Origin of the sequence: Streptomyces sp. NBC_01497 (genome assembly GCF_036250695.1) — a bacterium.
GTDB lineage: Bacteria > Actinomycetota > Actinomycetes > Streptomycetales > Streptomycetaceae > Streptomyces.
In genome coordinates this window covers 5,688,262-5,710,173 of the sequence record NZ_CP109427.1, presented here as the reverse complement: position 1 = coordinate 5,710,173, position 21,912 = coordinate 5,688,262, and the positions used below count along the sequence as shown (strand labels likewise).

Sequence of the window (21,912 nt, the reverse complement as noted above, 5' to 3'; positions counted from 1 at the left end):
GCGCCCCCTCGCTCAGGCGCGGTACAGCTGGCGCTTGTCGATGTACCGCACGACACCGTCCGGTACGAGGTACCAGACGGGGTTGCCCTTGACGACGCGCTCCCGGCAGTCCGTGGACGAGATCGCCAGCGCGGGGACCTCCACCAGGGAGACACCGCCCTTGGGGAGTCCGTCGTCGGTCAGATCATGCCCCGGACGGGTGACTCCGATGAAATGCGCGAGCGAGAACAGCTCCTCGGCATTGCGCCACGTGAGGATCTGCGACAGCGCGTCGGCGCCGGTGATGAAGAAGAGATCGGCGTCGGTGTGGGCGGCCCGCAGGTCGCGCAGCGTGTCGATCGTGTACGTCGGGCCGCCGCGGTCGATGTCGCTGCGGCTGACCGAGAACTGAGGGTTGGACGCCGTGGCGATGACCGTCATCAGGTAGCGGTCCTCCGCCGGGGACACCGCCTTCTGACTCTTCTGCCACGGCTCGCCCGTCGGCACGAAGACCACCTCGTCGAGGTGGAACAGTGCCGCCACCTCGCTCGCGGCCACCAGGTGGCCGTGGTGGACCGGATCGAACGTCCCGCCCATCACGCCGAGTCGGCGCCTGCCGGACCCGGTGGGTCCTTGCTGCTCTCCCATGCGCGTAGAGCGTACTGGCACGTGGGTTCGACCCCGCTCAGCGGTCCCGGTTGAAACGGGTGGTGATCCAGAGCAGCAGGAGCAGACCGAACAGCGCGCCGCCACCGGTCAGGTAGGGGCTGAGGCTCTCGTGGTTGCTGCCCTCCGCGAGGGTCGCGAGGCTTGCGGAGGTGGCTGACTGCATCATCTTCAACAGGACCTATCGATCGGGAATCGGTTCGGTGACTTCGGGCACATCGTATGCGGGCCCGTCCGGCACGCCCATGCCGACTCAGTCGTTGTTGCCCTTGTCGCCGTAACCACGCAGCAGGAACCAGGCGAGGAAGACCCCGCCGACGATCGCCACGACGAGGAAGATGCGCAGAACCGGACCCGCACCCGGCTGGTCCGACGCCGCGGCCGCGGCCATGAGTGTGCTGGTTGCCTGCATGACGGGTGCGCTCCTCGGTCTCTCACAAACCGCCTCGCGGTAACTCGTTCCCCGAGACGGTTCTGGCCCCCCGCCACACGGTAGCCCCAGGACCTAGGCTGTGTTCCGGCAGGGGGACGGTGCCTCGCGCCCCGCGCGGCCCGCCGCACGGGGCGATGACGCGACCGACGTGAGCGACGCGACCGACAGGGGACGGGCCGATGACGGACGACAGCAGCCACACCAAGGTGCCGATGCGGAAGCGCAGGCGCTTCCCCGGTATCTCCTCCCGGGCGTACGAGCACCCCGCCGACCGTTCGGCCCTGGTCGCGCTCCGCAGGCTCACCGGCTTCGACACGGTCTTCAAGGCGCTGAGCGGGCTGCTGCCCGAGCGGAGCCTGCGCCTGCTGTTCCTGTCCGACTCCGTACGGGTGAGCGAGGCGCAGTTCCCGCACCTGCACGAGATGCTTCTGGACGCCTCGTACATCCTGGACCTGAAGAAGGTCCCGGTGATGTACGTGGCGCAGAATCCCGTGCCCAACGCGATGTGCATCGGGCTCGACGAGCCGCTCATCGTGCTCACCACCGGGCTCGTGGAACTGCTCGACGAGGAGGAGATGCGGGCGGTCGTCGGCCATGAGACCGGCCACGCGCTGTCCGGGCACTCGGTGTACCGGACGATCCTGCTGTTCCTGACGAACCTGGCGCTGAAGGTGGCGTGGATCCCGCTCGGCAACGTGGCGATCATGGCGATCGTCACGGCGCTGCGGGAGTGGTTCCGCAAGTCCGAGCTGTCCGCGGACCGTGCGGGCCTCCTGGTGGGCCAGGACCTCCAGGCGTCGATGCGCGGGCTGATGAAGATCGCGGGCGGCAACCATCTGCACGAGATGAACGTGGACGCCTTCCTCGCCCAGGCGCAGGAGTACGAGAGCGCGGGCGACCTGCGGGACTCGGTCCTCAAGATCCTCAACGTGCTGCCGCGCTCGCACCCGTTCACGACGGTGCGTGCGGCGGAACTGAAGAAGTGGGCCGCGAGCCGCGACTACCAGCGGATCATGGACGGCCACTACCCGCACCGGGACGAGGACAAGGACGCCTCGGTGGCCGACTCGTTCCGCGACTCGGCGTCGCACTACGCGGACACGGTCAAGAGCACCAAGGACCCGCTGTTCAAGCTCGTGGGCGATATCGCGGGCGGTGCGGGCGACCTGGGCGGCAAGCTGCGGGACCGCTTCATGGGCGGCACGGGGGGCGGCCCAGGCGCTCCGGGCAGCTCCGCGGGCACGGGTACGCGGAGCTCGGACGGCGGGGGTCCCGGCGACGACGGTGAGGGCGCCGGTCCTGCGGCGGGACCCGCTCAGGGCTGACGGACGCCGGCGCGCGATCGGCCGCCCGCGCCGGGGCATGGGTCAGATCCGGAGTCAGGGCCAACTCTGGAGCCGGGGTCCGCGTCGCGGCGGGAACACGGCCGGGCCGAGGCCGGGAAGGCGGCCGAGCCGGGTCAGGTCAGGTCAGGTCCACGGACGGGCCCGGCCGATCGCGCGGTCCCGCCACCGGTTCCTGCTCGTGCTGGACCCGCTCGTGTCCGATTCGCTCGTGCCGGATCCGCTCGTACCGGACCGGCTGTTGGCTGTCCGCCTCGTACCGGACCCGGATGGGACCGGCTCGTCGCTTCCCGGCTCGTACCGGACCCACACCCGACCGGCTCGTCGCTCTCCGGCCCGTGGAGAGCACGGTCACGTCCCGACCGTGCAGGGGGGCGCGCGATGTCATCGCGCGCGCCCTCATGGCCGTGCGGCCGGTCGCGGCCCCGTCTTCGCCGTCAGTGGGCCGTCGGCGTCGGTGCCGACGTGGTGAGGACCCCGCACAGCTCCCCCGCCAGATGGCCCGTGGCGAACGGATTCACGCCCGCCGGGCTGCCCGACGGGGCCCTGGCGCCCGCGAGGAGCGGTGTGAACGTCCTGCCCGCACCCGCCGAGCACGCTTCGGGACCCGCGCCGGTCTCGCTCTCGACCAGCTGCACCCAGTGCTTGTCCAGATCCTCGCCGTCGAAGCGGAAGCTGAGTTCACGCCGGACGGTGAACAGTGACGCCTCGTCGGCGGTCGCCGGACCCGCGGGCCGCAGCGTGTAGACGAACGTGTGGTTCGAGGTGACCTCCAGGGCCCGGTCCGCGGTCTCGTGGTAGTCCAGCGAACCGCGCACCCGGGCGGTGCCGGGGACCTGCCGGACCTTGGCCGGGTCGAAGGCCACCAGCCATCCCGCCGGGTCCGACAGCCCGTCCGCTGCGGGTGCGGCGAACGCGTGGTCGAACTGCGGGATCTGATCCGGGTCGAGCAGGGTCCGCACGGGTTCGCGGTCGCGACCGGCGAGGACGGCTGCGTCGAGTGAGGACGCCTCCAGGTAGTCCCTGGTGATGGACAGGGCCACGCGGATCTGACTCTCCGAGAAGTCGGCCGTGCGCTCGACCGAGGCCGGAGGCACGATCCCCGCGGCACCGACGGCGAAGTGGACGGCCGGGCTGTGCGCTAGCAGTTCGGCCGGGGTGCCGCCGGGGACGGTCCCGGCCGGGGCCAGCGGTACGACCGTCATGCGCAGTTGACCCGCGTCGCGCGCCGGCAGCACCGCCCGGTACGGCTGGCGGAAACCCAGGTACACGGCCGTGCCGAAGGCCAGCGCGATCAGGACGAAGAGCGCGAGGAGCTGGCGGGGGCCGTTGCGGAAGCCGTGCGAGACGGTGCCGGTCCGGGCTCCGCGCACCCGGACGGCGTGTTCACGGTCCGTCATGCGCTCCTGTGCGGAGAACTCCTGGAGGCGGGCAGCACGGACGAACGATTCGTCGAAGACGACCGATCGGTATTCGTCATCGCCGCCGGGAGGCCCTTCGGGTGTCCCCTCGGGCGTCCCTTCGGGCGGGTCTCCGTGCCCTGCCATATCTTCAGAGTAGGCCGTAGCCGCAGAAGGTAAACGCCGCGCTACCGGTCAACTTGCGACAGAACCGGCCATGAATGATCAACGTTGCGATGAGCCCTCCGTCCGGTTCCCGCCGGAGAAGGGCGCCCACGGCGCTGTCGGCCGCCACGCGGCACACCTTTCAGGGGTTCCCCGGACGGCCCACCCGGACACGTCGGCGCCCGTCCCGCCGGGCAACCTCGGCGCGTCACGCCGGGCACCGCCGGCGGTAACACGGACACTTCTGCGGCGACCAGGCCGGCCCGGCACCCCGGTGGACGTCACCGCCTGCGGATGCCACCATCCGCACACGTCACCGCCGGCAGCGTCACATCGGGCACCCGTCCCGCCGGGCACGGTCGGCATCCTTCCCGCCCGCAGAGCCCACCCAGTCCGCCCAGTCCGCCGAGCGCTCTCAGCGCGTCCTCGGCACCGCCGAGACGAGCGGTGCGGCGGACCGGTTCCGGGCGTCGCGTCCGCCGTCGCCGTCCGGCCTGTCCGCGTCCGCGTCTCCCGAGGGCTCGGCGCGCGGCGCGTCGATGCCCGTGGAGGCCGGCTGCGGCACCTGGTCCTGCCGGCCGCCACCGCCGGCGCCGCGGACGGCGGAGAAGGCCAGCGCCACCATGCCGATGCCCATCAGCACCGCGAGGAGCCAGGCGATCGGCCGGTGCCAGCGTGCGCGTCCGCGATACGGCCGCAGGACGCCGCCGTGCCGGCCGTAGGGACGGGGGACGTCGGGGTCGTCCGGGTCGTAGGCGCCGTCCTCGTCGAACTCGTCGGGGTGCCTGCGGCTGTACAGCTCGTCCCAGAGTTCGTGTTCCTCGTCGGGGGCCTGTCTGCCGCCCCGCAGCCGGGCCGCGTCGGCGTCGGCGCGCGCCTGGGCGGCTTCGAGCAGTCGTTCGACGGCGGTCGGTTCGTGGAAGGTGGCCGCCCGGACGAAGTCCTCGTCGAACACCACGGTCGCGAACTCCTCGTCCGCTCCGCGGTCGTCGTCGGGCTCCCGGCCGTCCTTGAACGGCCTGCCCCCCACGTCGTCCGGCACCACTACAGCGTAAACCGGCGGAGTCGCTTTGGGCAGGGAGAGTCCGCACTCTTCCCGTCATCGACCGCTATGAACCACGCCACCCGGCCACCGGACGCCGCTCCCGCCATCACCGTGTGTGACCGTCGCCCGTGACGATGTACTTCGTCGACGTCAGCTCGGGCAGCCCCATCGGGCCCCGGGCGTGCAGTTTCTGGGTGGAGATGCCGATCTCCGCGCCGAAGCCGAACTCCCCGCCGTCGGTGAAACGGGTGGACGCGTTCACCGCGACCGTCGTGGAATCCACCAACTGGGTGAAACGCCGGGCGGCCGCCTGCGACGTGGTGACGATGGCCTCCGTGTGGCCGGACGACCAGAGCCTGATGTGCGCGACCGCCGCGTCCAGCGAGTCGACGACCGCCGCCGCGATGTCGTACGACAGGTACTCGGTCTCCCAGTCGTCGGCGCCGGCCGCGACGACGGTCGCCTTGCTCGCCTCGCCGTACGGCAGGACGCGCTCGTCCGCGTGCACGGTGACGCCCGCCTCGGCGAGCGCGTCCAGGGCGCGCGGCAGGAAGTCGTCCGCGACGTCCTGGTGCACGAGCAGCGTCTCCGCCGCGTTGCACACGCTCGGCCGGGACGCCTTGGAGTTGACGAGGATCGAGACCGCCATGTCGAGATCGGTCTCGGCGTCCACGTACACGTGGCAGTTCCCGGTGCCCGTCTCGATGACCGGCACCGTGGACTCCTCGACGACCGTACGGATCAGGGACGCCCCGCCGCGCGGGATGAGCACGTCCACCAGGCCGCGCGCCCGCATCAGCTCGCGTACGGAGTCCCGGTCCTCGCCGGGCACCAGCTGGACCGCGTCGGCTGGCAGGCCCGCTCCGCCGACCGCGTCCCGCAGCACCCGTACGAGCGCGGTGTTGGACGCGATCGCGGACGAAGATCCGCGCAGCAGCGCCGCGTTGCCCGACTTGAGGCACAGGGCCGCCGCGTCGACGGTGACGTTGGGGCGTGCCTCGTAGATGATGCCGACCACGCCGAGCGGCACCCGGACCTGCCGCAGGTCGATGCCGTTGGGCAGGGTCGAACCGCGCACGACCTCGCCGACCGGGTCGGGCAGCGCGGCCACGTCCCGTACGCCGTGGGCCATCGCCCGGACCCGCTCGGGCGTCAGGGTCAGCCGGTCGATCATGGACGCCTCGGTACCCGCCGCCGCGGCCCGCTCGACGTCCTCGGCGTTGGCCGTGACGATCTCGTGGGTCCGCACCTCCAGCGCGTCGGCGATCGCGAGCAGCGCGTCGTCCTTGACCGCGCGCGGCAGGGGGGCGAGGTCCGCCGCGGCCGACTTCGACCGGTAGGCGGCCCTGGCGACCGGAGAGAGGTTGTCGTACGGCGAAAGCGAGGTCATGCCCGCAGGGTAATGGGCGCCGGGCGGGCCTTTCTTACGCATCCCGCACTCCGAGACACCCGCGGGAGGGGCGCCGTGGGGCGGCCCTGCCGGGTCCCACCGGCGGCGGGGGCCCCGCCCGCACGACGGCCGGGACGCGTGCGGAACACCGCCGGACGCCACCCGGGACCGGGCCCGGCCACGCTCAGAACGGATGGATGCCGACGCGGGCCGCCGGCGGCGGACCGTACCCCTCCGCGACGCGCTGGTGGTACGTGTCCCGGTCGATGACCTCCAGGCCGACGATCTCCCACGGGGGCAGCCGCGCGCTGGAGCGGTGCTCGCCCCACAGGCGCAGCGCGACGGCGGCCGCGTCGTGCAGGTCGCGGGCCTCCTCCCAGTACCTGATCTCCGCGTGGTCGACGGCGTACCGGCTGGTCAGCAGGAACGGATGGTCGTGCGCGAGCTGTTCGAGGGCGCGCCTGACGTCCGCGATGGGCGCCTGGCCGCCGGAGACACTGAGCGTGACATGCCACAGGCGGGAGACGGGGCGGCCCTCGCCGTCCGCGGAATCCGGCTCGCGGCAGGTGTGCTCCCCCGGGCCGGGCACGCCGTCGCATTCACCGTATTCGTCGCACTCGTTGAAGGCTGCCCCCGCGTCGACGCTCGTGAGGACCGAGTCCGCGCCCGAGGCCCGCCGGGCGTGGGTGCCTCCGCCGCTCGTGCGGATCGCCGTGCCTGGACGCACTCGTCTCACCGGCCGCCTCCTGTTGATCAGTTGTGCCGCTGCCCGGTTCCTGGCCCCAGGACAAAGTTGACCAGTCCCGGGCCCCCCTTGGGGGCGTTTTGATGAACCTCTGCGCCGCCACGGAGGCGATCGGCCTGATTCTCAGTCCAACGGGGGGTCACGTCAGTGCTGGAGGACCACCAGATCGTCCTTGTGTACGACCTCCCGCTCGTAGGCGGGGCCCAGCTCGCGCGCCAGGTCGCGGGTGGAGCGGCCGAGCAGCTGCGGCAATTCCTTCGCGTCGAAGTTCACCAGGCCCCTGGCCACGGCCCGGCCGCCGGCGTCCCGCAGTTCGACCGGGTCGCCCGCCGCGAACTCGCCCTCCACGGCGGCGATCCCGGCCGCGAGCAGCGACGTGTGCCGCTCCACCACGGCGGCCACGGCCCCGTCGTCGAGTGTCAGGGCGCCGCGCGGCGCCGAGGCGTGCGCCAGCCACAGCAGCCGGCCGCGCGATCTGCGTCCGGTGGGGTGGAAGTAGGTGCCGGTGTCGCGGCCCGCGAGGCCGTCGGCGGCGTGGCTGGCGGAGGTCAGCACGACAGGGACGCCCGCGCCGGTGGCGATCCGGGCCCCCTCGACCTTGGTGACCATCCCGCCGGTGCCGACACCGGCCTTGCCCGCGGCGCCGATCGTGATCCCGACGAGGTCCTCGGGGCCGCGCACCTCGCCGACGCGTGAGGTGCCGGGGGTGGAGGGGTCGCCGTCGTAGAGGCCGTCCACGTCGGAGAGCAGCATCAGCAGGTCGGCGCGGACGAGGTGGGCGACGAGCGCGGCGAGCCGGTCGTTGTCGCCGAAGCGGATCTCGTCCGTGGCGACGGTGTCGTTCTCGTTGACGACGGGCAGCGCGCCCATCCGCAGCAGCTGTTCCAGGGTGCGGTACGCGTTGCGGTAGTGGGTGCGCCTGCTCGTGTCGAACGACGTCATGAGCACCTGCCCGACGCGGACGCCGTAGCGCGCGAAGGACGCGGTGTAGCGGGCGATCAGCAGGCCCTGGCCGACGCTGGCCGCGGCCTGCTGGCGGGCCAGGTCGCGCGGGCGGCGCTCCAGCCCGAGCGGGGCGAGGCCCGCCGCGATGGCGCCGCTGGAGACCAGGACGATCTCCCGTTCGCTGTCCCGGGCCGCCGCGAGGACGTCGACCAGGGCGTCGACCCGGTCGGCGTCCAGACCGCCCGTGCCGGTGGTGAGCGAGGACGAGCCGACCTTGACGACGATCCGGCGGGCCGCCGTGACGGCGTCCCGCCGGGCCGGCGCGGGGGCCGCCCCAGGCGCCCGCGTCCCGGCACTCTGCGCCGCCTGCCCCGCGCCCGCCCGCTGCCTCGCCGCTGCCACCTGCTGTGCCCCTGCTCTCGCCGTCCGCCGCCCAGGGCGGGTCCCTGCGGGTGCCGCCACCCGGCGGCGCCGGAGAGTCCCCGGCGCGGGTCAGCGTACGCGCACGGTCCGTGGCGGCCCTCGCCTTTTCACCTGCTGGACAGCGCGGCCGCGGCCGCGCACCGAACGGTCAGCCGGCCGTCGTGCCCAGCCGGGCGCGGAACGCCCTGGCCTCCTCGTACGACGGCAGCAGGCCCTGCCGCTCCGCCTCCGCGAGCGACGGCGCCTCGGCGTCCTTCGGCGACAGCAGCGGTTCGATGCCCTCCGGCCACTCGATCCCCAGTTCGCGGTCGAAGGGGTTGATGCCGTGCTCGCGCTCGGGCGCGTAACCCGACGAGCAGAGGTAGACGACGGTCGCCTCGTCGCTGAGGGCGAAGAACGCGTGCCCGAGGCCCTCGGAGAGGTAGACGGCGTGGTGCGCCTGGTCGTCCAGGCGCACGGCCTCCCAGCTGCGGTACGTGGGCGAGCCCGTGCGGATGTCGACGATGAAGTCGATGACCGCGCCGCGTACGCACTTCACGTACTTGGCCTGGCTCGGCGGCACGTCCGCGTAGTGGATGCCGCGCAGCGTGCCGCGCTGGGAGACGGAGCAGTTGGCCTGGGCGAGCGTGAGGTCGTGGCCGTCGGCCTCGCGCAGGTCGGCGGCGCGGAACCACTCGTGGAAGGAGCCGCGGTCGTCGGGGAAGACCTTGGGCTCGTGGATCCAGGCACCTTCGATGGACAGGGGTCGCATGGGCTCTGCTTTCTGGCTCGCTGCTGTGCTGGTGCTCGTACGCGGGCGCGCTCACGCCCTGCTGAAGACGCGACGCACCCTTCCCATGATCCGCCGCGGCAGCGACCTTGGCCGCGCGGCCCGGGTGAGCGACGCCGCGGGCGCGAACGAGGCCCGTCCGTCGGCCCGGAACCTCACGCCCACCGGCAGCGGCGTCCAGCGGGGCACGCCGCGCCGGGCCGAGGGCACACCGAGGTCGATCGTCCAGGTCCCGCGCGCGAGTTCGCCGCTGGTCAGCGCGGCCGTGAGGACGGCGCCGCCGTCGCCGGGCGCGATGGTCGCGGGAACCTGCGCGGCGGTGCCCCGGCGTACGGGCCTGAAGCGGAGCAGCGCCGGTTCGTCGCCGCAGGCGTGGAGCGGCACGGGGAAGCCCAGCGTGCCGTCGGTGAGAGTCAGGTCCTGCGCGGTGAGCGGCGCGAGGTCCTTGGTGATCCAGTTGGTGGCGCAGTCGACGTCGAGCGACAGGTTGCCGTACCCCTCGGTCCAGTACGGCATGACGAGGCGGCGCGGTTCGCCGGTGAGGGCGCTCCTGCGGGCCTTGTCGACGGCCTCGTCCCGTACGGAGCCGAGCCGGGCGGCCTTCGACCAGCCGCAGGCGATGATCCGTACGTACACGTCCCAGATGCCGGGGCCGAGCGGGCCGCCGCCGGCCGCGGTCGCGGGGTCGACGGTGCCGTGGGCGCGCAGCACCACGCGGAAGTCGCCGGCGGCCGCGCCCGGCTCGGCGACGGTCGCGGGGTCCGTCTCCCCGGGGCCCAGCGGCACGCGGTCCACCGTGAAGTCGACCGGCTGGTAGAACTCCGCCGCGCTGGAGCGCTCCTTGACGACGAGGCCGACCTTCGCCTTGTCGAGGGTGGCCCGGGTGCTCGCACCGGCAGCCCGCAGCGCCTCGGCGGTCGCGGCGTCGAAGGGCAGGTCGAGCTGCGGCTCGCCGTCCTCGGTGCGAAAGCGCAGCGGCGCGCCGTCGAGCTGGAACTCGGCGGTCAGCCCGAGGGCGAGGCGTCCGTCCTCGTCCCACTCCAGGCTCTCCAGCCGCCCGGTGGGCTTGATCCCGGCCTCCCAGCGGGCGTACGTCCCGACGTCCTCGAAGCGGCCGGTGGAGATCAGCGCGGCGGCGACCTGCTGGGTGGGCTGGAGACCGGCCGCGACGGCGGGTCCCATGCGCTCGGTGACCACGGCGCGGATCTCGTCGAAGAGTTCCCTGCGGTAGTCCTCGGGCAGGGTGAGGAAGCGCTGCCCGCGCAGCCGCTCCACCATCTCGTTGCGCAGCCAGCGGCGGTACAGCTTGTCGCGCAGCCGGCCGGGTTCGGTGTGGCGCTCCACCACGTCGAGGGCCTCGCGCAGGTTGGTGAAATACCCGGCGGGGTCGAAACGCTGGAACCCGGCGTTCGAGGCGTCGTCGCGTTTTACGTGGTAGTAGCACACATAGTCGCTGAGCACCGCGACGCTGGACGCGAGGAGATATGCCTCGGCGAGGAAGACGTGGTCCTCCAGCCGTCTTTTACCTTCCTTGAAGCGAATGTGATGCTTTTCGAGGAACTCTTTACGGAACATCTTGTGCGGCGTGAGGCTGTCGATCAGGGGGGCGTTGTCGACGTTCGCCTTCGGACGGTTCACCCGGAAGAGTTCCAGCGGTACGGGACGGCCCTTGCCCGCCATCTTCCCGACCACGATGTCGGCCGCGTTGGCCACGCCGTAGTCGTACATCCGCTCCAGCGCCTGGTCACCGAGCCAGTCGTCGTTGTCGACGTACATCACGAACTCGCCCCGCGCCTGGGCCGTTCCGACGTTGCGCGGCTTGCCCGACCAGCCCGAGGGCTCCTGGTGGACGACGTGCATGTGCGGGTGCTCGGCGGCCAGCCGGTCGAGGCGGGCCGGCGTCCCGTCACTGGATCCGTCGTCGACGAAAATGGCCTCATAGGCGTCGTCGGGAAGGCTCTGCCGCAGCAGGGACGCGATGCAGTCCTCGATGTACGGGCCGGGGTTGTACACCGGAATGACCACGCTGACCTTGACGGACATGCACCAAGCCCCAACTCGTAGGAAATACGCCCCGGAACTCCGGGCCGCGTGGCGCCCAGGATATAGGCACGGCTCATGTGATTGATTTGTGATGAGTATGTGCCGAGCACCCCGATGACTTTCCGGTTTGTTTCCCGGAAGTTTCCTGAAGACGCCGGAACACCTCACCGGGCGGGGCGGCGGAAACAGCCGCTGCGCGACCGTTCCGCCACCGCCTGCCGCGTCCCTCAGCTGCCGACCGCCTCGATCCGCTTACGGATCGGCGTGAACGCCGACCGCGACTTGCGCAGGTCGCGGGCGCGCGCGAGATCGCTCCAGAAGCTCGCGCCGAGGAGCGCCTCCGGCGAGACCGCGGTCTTGCGCGTCAGGACCGCCTCCGGGACGTCCTGCGGGTCCTGGACCACGTACTCCTTCAGGATCGCGTCGTAGTTGTGCTTGAGGACCGTGCTCGACGGATCCATGCCGAAGACGACCAGGACACCCGTGGGCGCCGTGTCGACCTCGACGACGGTGAGGTCGGGACGGAAGCGCCGGAGCACCTGCGCGACCTTGTACACGTCACCGGTCCACGCGTCGGTGTGGCGGTCGCGGGCGGCCTCGTCGACATTGCGCGGCAGCATGTCGTCGAAGACGATGACACTCGACCACTGCGCGTGCTTCTCCACGTTCATGAAGTCGCGCAGCGCGTACTCGAAGATGTGCATGCCGTCGATGAACGACAGCTCCAGCTTGGGGTCGCCGCCGAACAGCGCCATCGGGTCCCGGCGCGCCAGCGCCCGGAACGGGTTGCGGCCCGGCCGCAGGTGCAGCAGCGGGTCCTTGCGGGCGAAGAAGTCGTCACTGGTCTGCTTGACCAGGTGGACGTCGCAGGCGATCTCCGTCACGACCTTGAAGGCCGGGTCGACGGCGACGGACGGTACGCGGGAGAGCGTCAGGCTGCGCCCGTCGTTGACGCCGATCTCGAAGTAGTTCCGGGGTTTGTACACGCGGTGCAGTTGGCGTAGGAAGCCGTGGCGGTCCACTGTGGTGCCCTTCACTGAGAATCGCAAACATTTGCCTTGATTCCCAGTGAAGTTAGTCGGTCCGCGGACGGCTCGTAAACTCCCACAGGGCGCTACTTCGCCGGATGTGTCGTGTCACGTTCGGCGGCCAGCAGGGCGGGGAAGGCCTCTGTGAGTGCGTCTCGCCAGCTCCGCGGGGGTGTGAGCCCCGCCACGCCCCACCGCTCGTGCCCCAGGACGCTGTAGGCCGGCCGGGGAGCGGGACGCACGAATGCCGCACTCGTGGTCGGCCGCACCCGCTCCGGGTCGGCGCCGAGCAGCCGGAAGATCTCCCGGGTGAGGCCGTACCAGGTCGTCTCGCCCGCGCCGGTGCCGTGGTAGACACCGGCGGGCGCGGTACCCGCGAGGGCGCCGCGGCCGAGCCCAGCGACGAGGCCGGCCAGGTCGGCCGTCCAGGTGGGCTGGCCGCGCTGGTCGTCCACCACATCGAGGGTGTCCTTGACGCCCTCCAGCCGGATCATCGTCCGGACGAAGTTGCCGCCGCCCGCGCCGTACAGCCAGGCGGTGCGCACGACGTAGCCGGTGTCGGGGAGGATCTCCAGCACCGCGCGCTCCCCGGCCTCCTTCGTCCGGCCGTACGCGGAGCGCGGCGCCGTCGGCGCGTCCTCGGCGTACGGGGCACTCGCGTCGCCCGCGAAGACGTAGTCGGTGGAGACCTGGATCAGCGCGGCCCCCGCGGCCCGGCAGCCCTCGGCGAGCACCCGCGGGCCGTCACCGTTGACCGCGAGGGCCTGGTCCTCCTTGGCCTCCGCGTCGTCGACGGCCGTCCAGGCGGCGCAGTTGACCACCACGGACGGCGCGTGCGCGTCGAGTGCGGCGCGCACGGCTGCCGCGTCGGTGATGTCGAGGGCCGCGCGGTCGAGGCCGGTCGCGGGGTCCCCGTCCGCCGCGAGTCTCGCCAGCAGGTCCTGGCCCAGCATTCCGCCCGCACCCGTGACCAGCCAGCCGCCGCTCATCATCGCTCCCGTTCGTCTCGGTGCCGGGCCCGATGCCGGGCACCAGCGTCCAGATGGGTACCGGGCCGCCCCGCCCGGGGCGGTCCGGCCTCGCACACGCCTCGTGCGCGCCTCGTGCGCGCCTCGCGGGCCGGAGGGGCCCCCGGGCTCACAGCGCGGCGCGCTCCTTGAGCGGTTCCCACCAGGCGCGGTTGTCGCGGTACCACCGCACGGTCTCGGCGAGGCCCGCGGCGAAGTCCTTGCGGGGCTCGTAGCCGAGCTCCCGGCGGATCTTGGAGCAATCCACCGAGTACCGGCGGTCGTGGCCCTTGCGGTCCGCCACGTACTCGACGCTCGTGTCCCAGTCGGCGCCGCACGCCTGGAGCAGCAGCCCCGTCAGCTCCTTGTTGGACAGTTCGGTGCCGCCGCCGATGTTGTAGACCTCGCCGGCCTCACCGCGCGTGCGGACCAGTTCGATGCCCTGCACGTGGTCGTCGATGTGCAGCCAGTCGCGGACGTTGCCGCCGTCCCCGTACAGCGGGACCTTCCGGCCGTCCAGCAGGTTGGTGATGAACAGCGGGATGACCTTCTCCGGGAAGTGGTGGTGCCCGTAGTTGTTGGAGCAGCGGGTCACCCGCACGTCGAGGCCGTGGGTGCGGTGGTAGGAGAGGGCGATCAGGTCACTGGACGCCTTGGCCGCCGAGTACGGCGAGTTGGGCGCCAGGGGGTCCGTCTCGGGCCAGGCGCCCTCGTCGATCGAGCCGTAGACCTCGTCGGTGGAGATGTGCACGAAGACGGCGACGCCGGCCCGGTGCGCGGCGTCGATCAGGGTGTGCGTGCCGACGACGTTCGTACGGACGAACTCCGCGCCGCCGTCGATGGAGCGGTCCACGTGCGACTCGGCCGCGAAGTGCACCACCTGGTCGTGCTCGGCCATCAGCTTGCCGACCAGTTCGGGGTCGCAGATGTCGCCCTGCACGAAGTCGAAGCCGGGGTGCTCGCGCACCTCGTCGAGGTTGGCCGGGTTGCCCGCGTAGGTGAGCTTGTCGAGGACGGTGACGCGGACGTCGCCGGGGCCGGCCGGGCCGAGCAGCGTGCGGACGTAGTGCGAGCCGATGAAGCCCGCGCCACCGGTCACCAGAATGCGAGTGGTCATGACGAGATCTGCACCTTGCTGTGGTCGCCCAGGACGAGGCGGTGGACGGACGGGTTGCGGGGGGCGGGCGTCACTTCGACGTCGCGGCCGATGAGGGAGGTCTCCACGCGGCGCACCCCGCAGATGGAGGAGTTGCGCAGGACGATCGAGTACTCGATCTCGCTGTCCTCGATGCGGCAGCCTTCACTCACAGAGGTGAACGGGCCGATGTAGGCGTCCTTGACGACGGTGTCCCTGCCGATGATCGCGGGGCCCACGATGCGGCTGCCGGTGATCGTCGCGCCCTTCTCGATCCTGACCCGGCCGACGATCTCGCTGCTCTCGTCCGCCGATCCCTCGCAGACCGCCTCGACGCTCTCCAGCACCAGGCGGTTGACCTCCAGCATGTCGGTGACGTTGCCGGTGTCCTTCCAGTACCCGGAGATCATGGTGGAGCGGACGTCGTGGCCCTTGTCGATCAGCCACTGGATCGCGTGCGTGATCTCCAACTCGCCCCGCCAGGAGGGCTCGATGGAACGCACCGCCTCGTGGACGGCGGGCGTGAAGAGGTAGACGCCGACGAGCGCGAGATCACTCTTGGGCTCCTTCGGCTTCTCCTCCAGGTTCACCACCGCGCCGGTCGTGTCGAGTTCCGCCACGCCGAACGCGGTCGGGTTCGGCACCTTCGTCAACAGGATCTGCGCGTCGGGGCGCTCCTCGCGGAAGCCCTCCACGAGACCACTGATCCCACCGACGATGAAGTTGTCGCCGAGGTACATCACGAAGTCGTCGTCGCCGAGGAACTCGCGGGCGATCAGCACCGCGTGGGCGAGCCCGAGGGGCGCGTCCTGCTGGAGGTAGGTGACGCGGATGCCGAACTGCGAGCCGTCCCCGACCGCCTCCCGGATCTCCTGCGCCGTGTCCCCCACGATGACGCCCACCTCGGTGATACCGGCCTCCGCGATGGCTTCCAGCCCGTAGAACAGCACGGGCTTGTTCGCCACCGGGACCAGTTGCTTGGCCGAGGTGTGGGTGATGGGCCGCAGGCGGGTGCCAGCGCCTCCGGACAGTACGAGAGCTTTCACTATGCGTATCCCCTGCCGACACGACGATGCGGTACAAACGTGACCCGCCGGTCCGACTCTACCCACGTGGAACGCCTCGCCGACCGGCTTGGGACACGGCGCGGACCGCCAAGAACAGGACCGTTCACATGGAGCTAGACCGTGGATCGCCGGTGGTGGTTGCACGGCCGCACGCCTGTGGTGCAGGACACAGGCCGGCGCACCCGCCGTCCGGTACCCGACGCGAGGGAGTCCGGTGGGTTTCCCACCGGACTCCAGCACGCTTCCCCACGTCTCCCCCTGTGCTTCGCTACGGCCGCCTCAGCCCCGCACGGGGGAGTCGTGCGCGTCGCGCTCCGCGTCGCCCGGCCCGGGGGCCGAGTCGTCGAGCCCTGCGGCCTCCTCCGGTTCGGAGAGCCGCTTGGCGACCCCCGCGTTGCGCGCCTCCGCCTGGATGGCGAGCGCGTCGACGGCGGCGTTGAACTGCTCGATGGACGTCGGCTTCTCCGGACCGAGCAGATAGTGCTTCAGTTCGGCACGGCGGGCCCTGAGCCGGTCGGCGGCGGGGTCGGCGACCGCGCTCAGCATCTCGCCGATCTCCTGCGCGTCGTTGGAGAGGATCACCGCGGCCCGTACGGCGGTGTTCTGCCGGCGGAACTCCGCCTCTCCGACGCCCGCCGAGTCGGTCACCGCGTACGGCTTGCCGCTCGCGATGAAGTCGGAGACGACGCTGGAGATGTCGGACACCATGGCGTCGGACTCGTTGAAGCAGTCGTAGAGCTTCGGCTCTGCGCCGGTCACGGTCCGGTGCTCCCACCAGCCGAAGGAGCGCCAGTAGGCGTCGTTCCACTCGGCGCGCAGCCGCTTGATCTCGTCGAGGCGCTCCTGATCGGCCACCGCGAGCCGGGACACCTCCGACTCGTCGCCCCCGACGCGGCCCGAGGTGGCGAGCGAGTCCAGCCTCGCCTCGACGCGGGCCACGCTGTCGGCCGCGGCCTGGCGCTCGGCACGCTCGGCTGCCGAGGCCTCCGCCCAGCGGGGTCCGGCGCGGCGGGCGGCCGTGTCGGCCTCCAGCAGGGCCTCGATCCGCTGGTGGACGGCCTTCGCGCGCTTGTCCCTGATGCCGGTGAAGGGGTGCGGCTTGTAGATGACCCGCACGGGCGACGGGGCTTCCAGCAGCTGCTTGACGATGTTCTCGCCGGCCAGCAGCAGCGAGGTGTTGCCGGGGCTGTCGTCCCAGCCCTCCCAGGTCGGCGCGTACAGGACGGTCGGGATCGGCTTGCCGCACTCGCCGGTCCAGGTCTTGATCGGGGCGAGCTGCGGCCGTCCCACCTCCACGATGTCCTCGTCGCGGACCCCGACGTCGGCGAGCGCGTACCGGTCGCGGCCCGCACGCCCGGCCGTCCACACCTCGTCGTAGACCTTGGAGTACGGGTTGATGCTGGCGATCTTGTCGCTGTCGCCGTGGCCGATGAAGACGTGCTTCATGGTGGGCACGCGCAGCAGGTGGATGTTCTTGCCGACGTTGGCCGCGTAGAGCGCGACCCGCACCGTGGACAGGTCGAGGTTCATGAGGTTCGTGCCGCCCGGGACGCAGATCACCGGCACGGACGTGGGCGCGAGCTGGCTCGCGATGCCGCGCTCCCGCAGCACGATCAGCGGGCGCTCGACCTGCTCCATGGCCTCCAGCCACATGTTGACCTGGTACGCGGACTCCTTGGAGCCGGAGAAGTACAGGACCGTCCTCGGCCGGTACGCGCGCAGCCACGTGTCGATCGCGGCGAGGACGCGGGGCGCGGGGGGGACGATGCTCCGCGGGCGCAGGCTCGGGGCCAGCACGAGGATGTAGAGGAGACCGAGACCGGTCGACACGGCGGCACCGAGGTACCCGAACACGAACGTGCCGCTCGCGGCGGCCACGAACACACCGATCTCCATCGGGATGTCGAGGTGGAGCATCTTCGCGACCGACTGGGCCATGAGGAACCGCGGCGGCGCGGCCGGGATGCTCAGGGAACTCAGGTCGATGTTGCGCGTGACGACCGGCATGGACCGGCGCTTCCTGATCAGGGTGATCAGGGCGCCCTGCACGGTGTTGAGCGCGTAGAAGACGAGGAAGGCCGCCACCGCCACGTACATCAGGCTGGCGCCGGCCAGGTGCAGCCGCGCCAGCAGCAGGATCAGCAGAAGCTGACGCGCCAGGAATCGGATCGCGACTCCGGCCCTGACCTTCTCCAGACGGTTTATCAAATAGCTGCCGCGCTGGTGCAGATAGCGGTCGGCGATATAAGTGACTGCCGCTGCCGCGGCGAAGAAGTAAAGGTTGGGAATCAATGCGGCGAGCATCACGCACGGATAACCGAGTCCCATGAGGACTGCCGCTGCAAGCTCGGACCGGCTGCCCACACGGGCCAGTCGAATGGCGGTCGAAATCACGGAGAACCTGCTCCAGAGGGTTGCCGGTTATTTCACAATCGATCGGAAATGTGAAGAAAGGGCTTCACGCACTCGGGCCCCCGGGTTCATTCGCCGGCCCAGCCGGACGATTGACCAAGAGGCCCGATTAGTGCAACTTGTCAGCGATTATTACACATCGCCGTGTCGGTCCAGCACGGCGGCCAGCGCCTGCTCGAACCCCGAGGCCTCCGACGCGCCGCGCGTCGGATCCTGCTGCCGCACGTCGATGACGTGCCCGGTCAGCTCGGAAAGCAGCACGTCGAGCGAGGTGCGGGCGACGGCCTCCGACGACAGCAGCGAGCCCGCGGGCTCCTCCCCGAAGGCCTTCGTCCGCATCGGCGTCGCCGTGCGCTCCGGGTTCACGCAGTTCACCCGGATGCCCTCACCCGCCCACTCGTCGGCGAGCGCCTGGGTGAGATTCACCATGGCCGCCTTCGTGGACGAATACAGGCTGTACTCGGCACGCCCCCGCGTGTAGCTGCTGGACGTGTACAGCAGCAGCTGGCCCTTCGTTTCCACGAGGTACTTGTAGGAGGCGCGGGCGATCTGGACGGGCGCCAGGTAGTTGACGTTCAGCGCCTCCTGGATGGCGCTGTTGTCGGCCTCGGCGAGCTTGCCGATGCGCAGCACGCCCGCCGTGTTCACCACGTAGTCGACGCGCCCGGTCTCCGCGTACGCCTTCGACAGGGCGTCGTCCACGTGCTCCGGGTTCTCGACGTGCGTACCGGTGGTCGAGCGGCCGAGCGCGTACACGGTGGCGCCGTAGCCCTCCGCCATCTCCGCGATGTCCGCGCCGATCCCGTACGAGCCGCCGAAGACGACCACCGTCTTGCCGGCGAGCAGTTCGCGGTACGCGGCCTCGTCGGCCGGCGCGGGCGCGGCGGTGGACGCGAGCTGGAACAGCTTGTCGGCGATGAAGACGTCGACGGGCTGCGTGACCTTCATGTTGTACTCGTCGCCCGCCACGACGTGCACCGGCACATCGGGCAGGTACTTCAGGACCACGGAACAGTCGTCGGTGGCCTGGAAGTTGGGATCGGCGCCCGCGACCTCGTACGCCCTGCGGATGGTGGAGAGCTTGAACGCCTGCGGGGTCTGGCCGCGGCGCAGCCGGGAGCGGTCCGGAATGTCGGTGATGAACTCGCCGTCCTCACCGTGCGTGCGCGTCACGATGATCGTGTCGGCCGACGGGATGGCGACGTCCACGGCCTGGTAGCGCTCCAGGGCCTGGACGCAGTTGGTGATCACATGCTGTGACAGCAGCGGCCGCACGGCGTCGTGGAAGAGCAGGTTGCGGTCCTGGCCCTCCGCGAGCCCCTCGCCGAGCACCGCGATGGCGCGCTCGGTCGTCTCGTTGCGCGTCGTGCCACCCTCGATGACCTGGGTGACCTTCGTGAAGCCCGCCTTGGCGACGATCTTCTCGACATCGGGCACGAATCCGGGGGCCATGAGCACGATGATGTCGTCGATACTCTCCGACTGCTCGAAGATCGCGAGGGTGTGCTCGATGACCGCCTTGCCCGCGATCTTCAGAAGCTGTTTGGGAATGGACAAGCCCACACGCTGGCCGGTGCCACCGGCGAGAACGACTGCCGTGGTTCGAATTTGGGCATCACGCGGCACAGACACAGAGCAACCTACCTAGCGACGATGGGGGCAGCGTGATGGTTGCACTCTCCGTGAGCACCACGCAAGGCGCGGGAAAGACCCCGCCACCTGCTTTAAATCAGATATAAACCCCCGCACAACCCTCCACGGCACCCGGCTGTAGTACAGAGGCAGGACTATGGAAGGGCCGATTCTCATCGTCTTCTCATTTGAACCACCGGAAGATCGCCCCATTCTCACCCAATCTCCACACGGGTTAGGGCAACCCCGCGAAGCGGAAGAGAGTCCGGCTCCGGAGCCTCAGCGCTTCCTCGCGACGAGCGGAGCGGTAACAGCGCCAAGATGAGGGAAAGTTAACAATACCGAAACAGAACGCTTCGTGCTGGTCCCTTCACAGCAAACACTCAGGCATAATGGGACAGGAGCCACAGCAAGCACCCGGGGGGACACGGATGCACTCCGACGCGAGAGCGAACGGGCGCGCATCCGAAATCCGTTGGTGATCACGGCGCCAGAAACCGGCCGCGAGGAACACTGACCGGCCACGCGGCCACCACCGGATACGCTTCGGAGTGAACAGTGAAAATGCGGCATGTGGTGCCCGTCCGTATACGCAAGAGCGTGATGGATTCCCTGCCCACGCAGATGGCCGAGCAGGTGAGGACCGCCGCGATGGAGGGCGGGCCCGGCCGCCGGGCCAAGCGCGCGATCCAGCGGTACAGCACCCAGATGCAGGCCCGCCCGCTCACCGACTCCGCCGCACCGCTGCGCATCGCCCAACTGGGCAACCGCGCATGGGTGTGCGTCGCCGAGGACGGCGTGAGCGCGGCCGGAGCCCGCCAGCGCAACCTCGACCTCGTCGTCGACGCGCTCACCACAGCGAACGTCGAGTACTGGGTCGTGGACGCGGCGGACGCGCGCCAGCGGATCACGGTCGCCGCCCACGAGCACGACCGGGAGAGGGCCCTCGCGGCCCTGCACGACGCCTACGCCGAGAACGCCGTGTACATCGGGGACCTCGCCCGCCCGACCCGGCTCAGCAAGCTCGCGCGCTACCCCCTCTCCGACGAGGTCGGCGGCGTACGGGTCTTCTCCGTCTACCTCTCCACGACCGGGCAGTCCTACCTCGGCGCGGCACACGCCTGCGAGCTGGAATTCTGGTCGACCGCGCCGGACGACGGTTCTCTCGTCGCGCCCCGCCCGAACCGCACCGGTGCCCGTATCCCCCTGTCCGACAAACTGCCGGCCGCCCTGTCGATCAACGAACGGGAATACCCGACGCTGGAGCCGTTCACGGCTCCGCGCATGTTCGACGTCACCTTCCCCATCGACGTCGTGTACACCTGGGTCGACGGAAACGACCCCGAATGGCGGGCCCGCAAGTCGGCCACCATGGAGTCGCACGGCCTCGGACGCCTCAACGACGAAGCCGCCAACGACTCGCGATTCGCGAGCCGGGACGAACTCAAGTACTCGCTGCGCTCGTTGGAGAAGTACGCGCCGTTCGTGCGGAAGATCTACCTGGTCACCGACGACCAGGTACCGGTGTGGCTCGACCCCTCCAACGAGCGCCTCCAGGTCGTGTCGCACAGGGAACTCTTCGGTGGCACCGGCGTGCTTCCCACGTTCAACTCGCACGCCATCGAGTCGAGGCTGCACCGCATCCCGGGTCTCTCCGACTACTACCTGTACGTCAACGACGACGTGTGCTTCGGCCGCCCCGTGACGGCGGAGAACTTCTTCCACGCCAACGGCCTCAGCAAGTTCTTCCTCTCCAAGGCCCAGGTGGACCTCGGCGCGCCGAGCGCCGACGACCCCCCGGTCCTGTCCGCGGCGAAGAACAACCGCCTCCTGATCGAGTCGCTGTTCGGCCGCACCATGCGCAACAAGATGAAGCACACACCGCACCCCCAGCAGCGGGCCGTCCTTGAGGACCTGGAGGCGAAGTTCCCCGAGGTCTTCTCCGAGACCGCCGCGCACCAGTTCCGGCACAGCGGCGACTACTCGATCACGTCCTCGCTGCACCACTACTACGCCTACCTGACGACACGCGCGGTCCCGGGAAACATCCGGTACATGTACACCGACCTGAGTACTCCTGAGACGCCCGGCAGGCTGCGCAGGCTGCTCCACCGGCGCGACATGGACACCTTCTGCATCAACGACACCAACTCGGAGCCGGAGAACTACGAGAAGGAGTCCGAGATGCTGATCAACTTCTTCGAGCAGTACTTCCCCGAGCGCAGCACCTTCGAGCTCTGAGGACACCGGGGCGGCGGAGCGCACCCGCGCTCCGCCGCCCCGCG

At 70.6% G+C, this 21,912-nt stretch carries 18 protein-coding genes; 2 read left to right on the top strand and 16 right to left on the bottom strand.

Annotated features, from left to right (window positions below):
* Positions 1–12 precede the first annotated feature (12 nt).
* The 3 genes from nadD to OG310_RS24005 all read right to left on the bottom strand — a co-directional run bounded on the left by nadD (position 13) and on the right by OG310_RS24005 (position 1,057).
* Positions 13–627, bottom strand: a complete 615-nt coding sequence (gene nadD, locus OG310_RS24015; RefSeq protein WP_329457938.1) for a nicotinate-nucleotide adenylyltransferase — start codon at positions 625–627, stop codon at positions 13–15.
* Between the two features lie 37 nt (positions 628–664).
* A complete protein-coding gene (locus OG310_RS24010) occupies positions 665–814 on the bottom strand; it encodes a hypothetical protein (RefSeq protein WP_329457937.1) in 150 nt (49 codons plus the stop codon).
* A gap of 84 nt (positions 815–898) precedes the next feature.
* Positions 899–1,057, bottom strand: coding sequence for a hypothetical protein (locus tag OG310_RS24005; RefSeq protein WP_329457936.1), 159 nt, complete (start codon positions 1,055–1,057; stop codon positions 899–901).
* Positions 1,058–1,257: 200 nt separating this feature from the next.
* Here OG310_RS24005 and OG310_RS24000 point away from each other — a divergent pair, with 200 nt between their 5' ends.
* Positions 1,258–2,403, top strand: coding sequence for a M48 family metallopeptidase (locus OG310_RS24000; RefSeq protein ID WP_329457935.1), 1,146 nt, complete (start codon positions 1,258–1,260; stop codon positions 2,401–2,403).
* Between the two features lie 455 nt (positions 2,404–2,858).
* On the opposite strand, the gene OG310_RS23995 is transcribed toward OG310_RS24000, so the two are convergent.
* The 13 genes from OG310_RS23995 to OG310_RS23935 form a co-directional block, all read right to left on the bottom strand.
* Positions 2,859–3,968 (bottom strand): SCO2583 family membrane protein, encoded by a 1,110-nt coding sequence (locus tag OG310_RS23995; protein ID WP_329457934.1) that lies wholly within the window; start codon positions 3,966–3,968, stop codon positions 2,859–2,861.
* Between the two features lie 433 nt (positions 3,969–4,401).
* Entirely contained in the window at positions 4,402–5,028 is a 627-nt protein-coding gene (locus OG310_RS23990) for an SCO2584 family spore wall biosynthesis protein (RefSeq protein WP_329457933.1), read from the bottom strand.
* A gap of 109 nt (positions 5,029–5,137) precedes the next feature.
* Positions 5,138–6,421: a glutamate-5-semialdehyde dehydrogenase gene (locus OG310_RS23985; RefSeq protein WP_329457932.1), complete on the bottom strand. Its 1,284-nt coding sequence runs from the start codon at positions 6,419–6,421 to the stop codon at positions 5,138–5,140.
* Between the two features lie 184 nt (positions 6,422–6,605).
* Positions 6,606–7,157 (bottom strand): hypothetical protein, encoded by a 552-nt coding sequence (locus OG310_RS23980; protein WP_443078719.1) that lies wholly within the window; start codon positions 7,155–7,157, stop codon positions 6,606–6,608.
* A 153-nt stretch (positions 7,158–7,310) separates the two neighbouring features.
* Complete coding sequence (gene proB / locus OG310_RS23975; RefSeq protein ID WP_329460344.1) at positions 7,311–8,396, bottom strand: glutamate 5-kinase; 1,086 nt, start codon at positions 8,394–8,396, stop codon at positions 7,311–7,313.
* A gap of 286 nt (positions 8,397–8,682) precedes the next feature.
* The gene (gene rfbC / locus OG310_RS23970) at positions 8,683–9,285 is read right to left on the bottom strand and encodes a dTDP-4-dehydrorhamnose 3,5-epimerase (RefSeq protein WP_329457931.1); all 603 of its coding nucleotides are present in this window, start codon (positions 9,283–9,285) and stop codon (positions 8,683–8,685) included.
* 51 nt (positions 9,286–9,336) lie between these two features.
* Positions 9,337–11,346, bottom strand: a complete 2,010-nt coding sequence (locus OG310_RS23965) for a glycosyltransferase family 2 protein (RefSeq protein WP_329457930.1) — start codon at positions 11,344–11,346, stop codon at positions 9,337–9,339.
* 227 nt (positions 11,347–11,573) lie between these two features.
* Positions 11,574–12,368 carry a class I SAM-dependent methyltransferase gene (locus tag OG310_RS23960; protein WP_329460343.1) on the bottom strand — a complete coding sequence of 265 codons (795 nt, stop codon included), beginning with the start codon at positions 12,366–12,368 and terminating at the stop codon, positions 11,574–11,576.
* A 92-nt stretch (positions 12,369–12,460) separates the two neighbouring features.
* Positions 12,461–13,363 carry a dTDP-4-dehydrorhamnose reductase gene (gene rfbD / locus OG310_RS23955; protein ID WP_329457929.1) on the bottom strand — a complete coding sequence of 301 codons (903 nt, stop codon included), beginning with the start codon at positions 13,361–13,363 and terminating at the stop codon, positions 12,461–12,463.
* Positions 13,364–13,511: 148 nt separating this feature from the next.
* Entirely contained in the window at positions 13,512–14,498 is a 987-nt protein-coding gene (gene rfbB / locus OG310_RS23950) for a dTDP-glucose 4,6-dehydratase (protein WP_329457928.1), read from the bottom strand.
* Positions 14,495–15,562, bottom strand: coding sequence for a glucose-1-phosphate thymidylyltransferase (locus tag OG310_RS23945; RefSeq protein ID WP_329457927.1), 1,068 nt, complete (start codon positions 15,560–15,562; stop codon positions 14,495–14,497). Before OG310_RS23945 ends, rfbB begins: the two co-directional genes overlap by 4 nt.
* A 300-nt stretch (positions 15,563–15,862) precedes the next feature.
* Positions 15,863–17,977, bottom strand: a complete 2,115-nt coding sequence (locus OG310_RS23940; protein WP_329457926.1) for a hypothetical protein — start codon at positions 17,975–17,977, stop codon at positions 15,863–15,865.
* Positions 17,978–18,127: 150 nt separating this feature from the next.
* Positions 18,128–19,627: a bifunctional cytidylyltransferase/SDR family oxidoreductase gene (locus tag OG310_RS23935; protein ID WP_329457925.1), complete on the bottom strand. Its 1,500-nt coding sequence runs from the start codon at positions 19,625–19,627 to the stop codon at positions 18,128–18,130.
* A gap of 603 nt (positions 19,628–20,230) precedes the next feature.
* Between OG310_RS23935 and OG310_RS23930 the strand changes: the two genes are divergently transcribed.
* Entirely contained in the window at positions 20,231–21,868 is a 1,638-nt protein-coding gene (locus tag OG310_RS23930) for a stealth conserved region 3 domain-containing protein (RefSeq protein ID WP_329460342.1), read from the top strand.
* The last annotated feature ends 44 nt before the right edge of the window (positions 21,869–21,912 follow it).

Coding starts and splice junctions, on each gene's coding strand:
- nadD (WP_329457938.1), bottom strand. CDS start 627: ATGGGAGAGCAGCAAGGACCCACCGGGTCCGGCAGGCGCCGACTCGGC.
- OG310_RS24010 (WP_329457937.1), bottom strand. CDS start 814: ATGATGCAGTCAGCCACCTCCGCAAGCCTCGCGACCCTCGCGGAGGGC.
- OG310_RS24005 (WP_329457936.1), bottom strand. CDS start 1,057: ATGCAGGCAACCAGCACACTCATGGCCGCGGCCGCGGCGTCGGACCAG.
- OG310_RS24000 (WP_329457935.1), top strand. CDS start 1,258: ATGACGGACGACAGCAGCCACACCAAGGTGCCGATGCGGAAGCGCAGG.
- OG310_RS23995 (WP_329457934.1), bottom strand. CDS start 3,968: ATGGCAGGGCACGGAGACCCGCCCGAAGGGACGCCCGAGGGGACACCC.
- OG310_RS23985 (WP_329457932.1), bottom strand. CDS start 6,421: ATGACCTCGCTTTCGCCGTACGACAACCTCTCTCCGGTCGCCAGGGCC.
- rfbC (WP_329457931.1), bottom strand. CDS start 9,285: ATGCGACCCCTGTCCATCGAAGGTGCCTGGATCCACGAGCCCAAGGTC.
- OG310_RS23965 (WP_329457930.1), bottom strand. CDS start 11,346: ATGTCCGTCAAGGTCAGCGTGGTCATTCCGGTGTACAACCCCGGCCCG.
- rfbD (WP_329457929.1), bottom strand. CDS start 13,363: ATGAGCGGCGGCTGGCTGGTCACGGGTGCGGGCGGAATGCTGGGCCAG.
- rfbB (WP_329457928.1), bottom strand. CDS start 14,498: ATGACCACTCGCATTCTGGTGACCGGTGGCGCGGGCTTCATCGGCTCG.
- OG310_RS23930 (WP_329460342.1), top strand. CDS start 20,231: ATGGATTCCCTGCCCACGCAGATGGCCGAGCAGGTGAGGACCGCCGCG.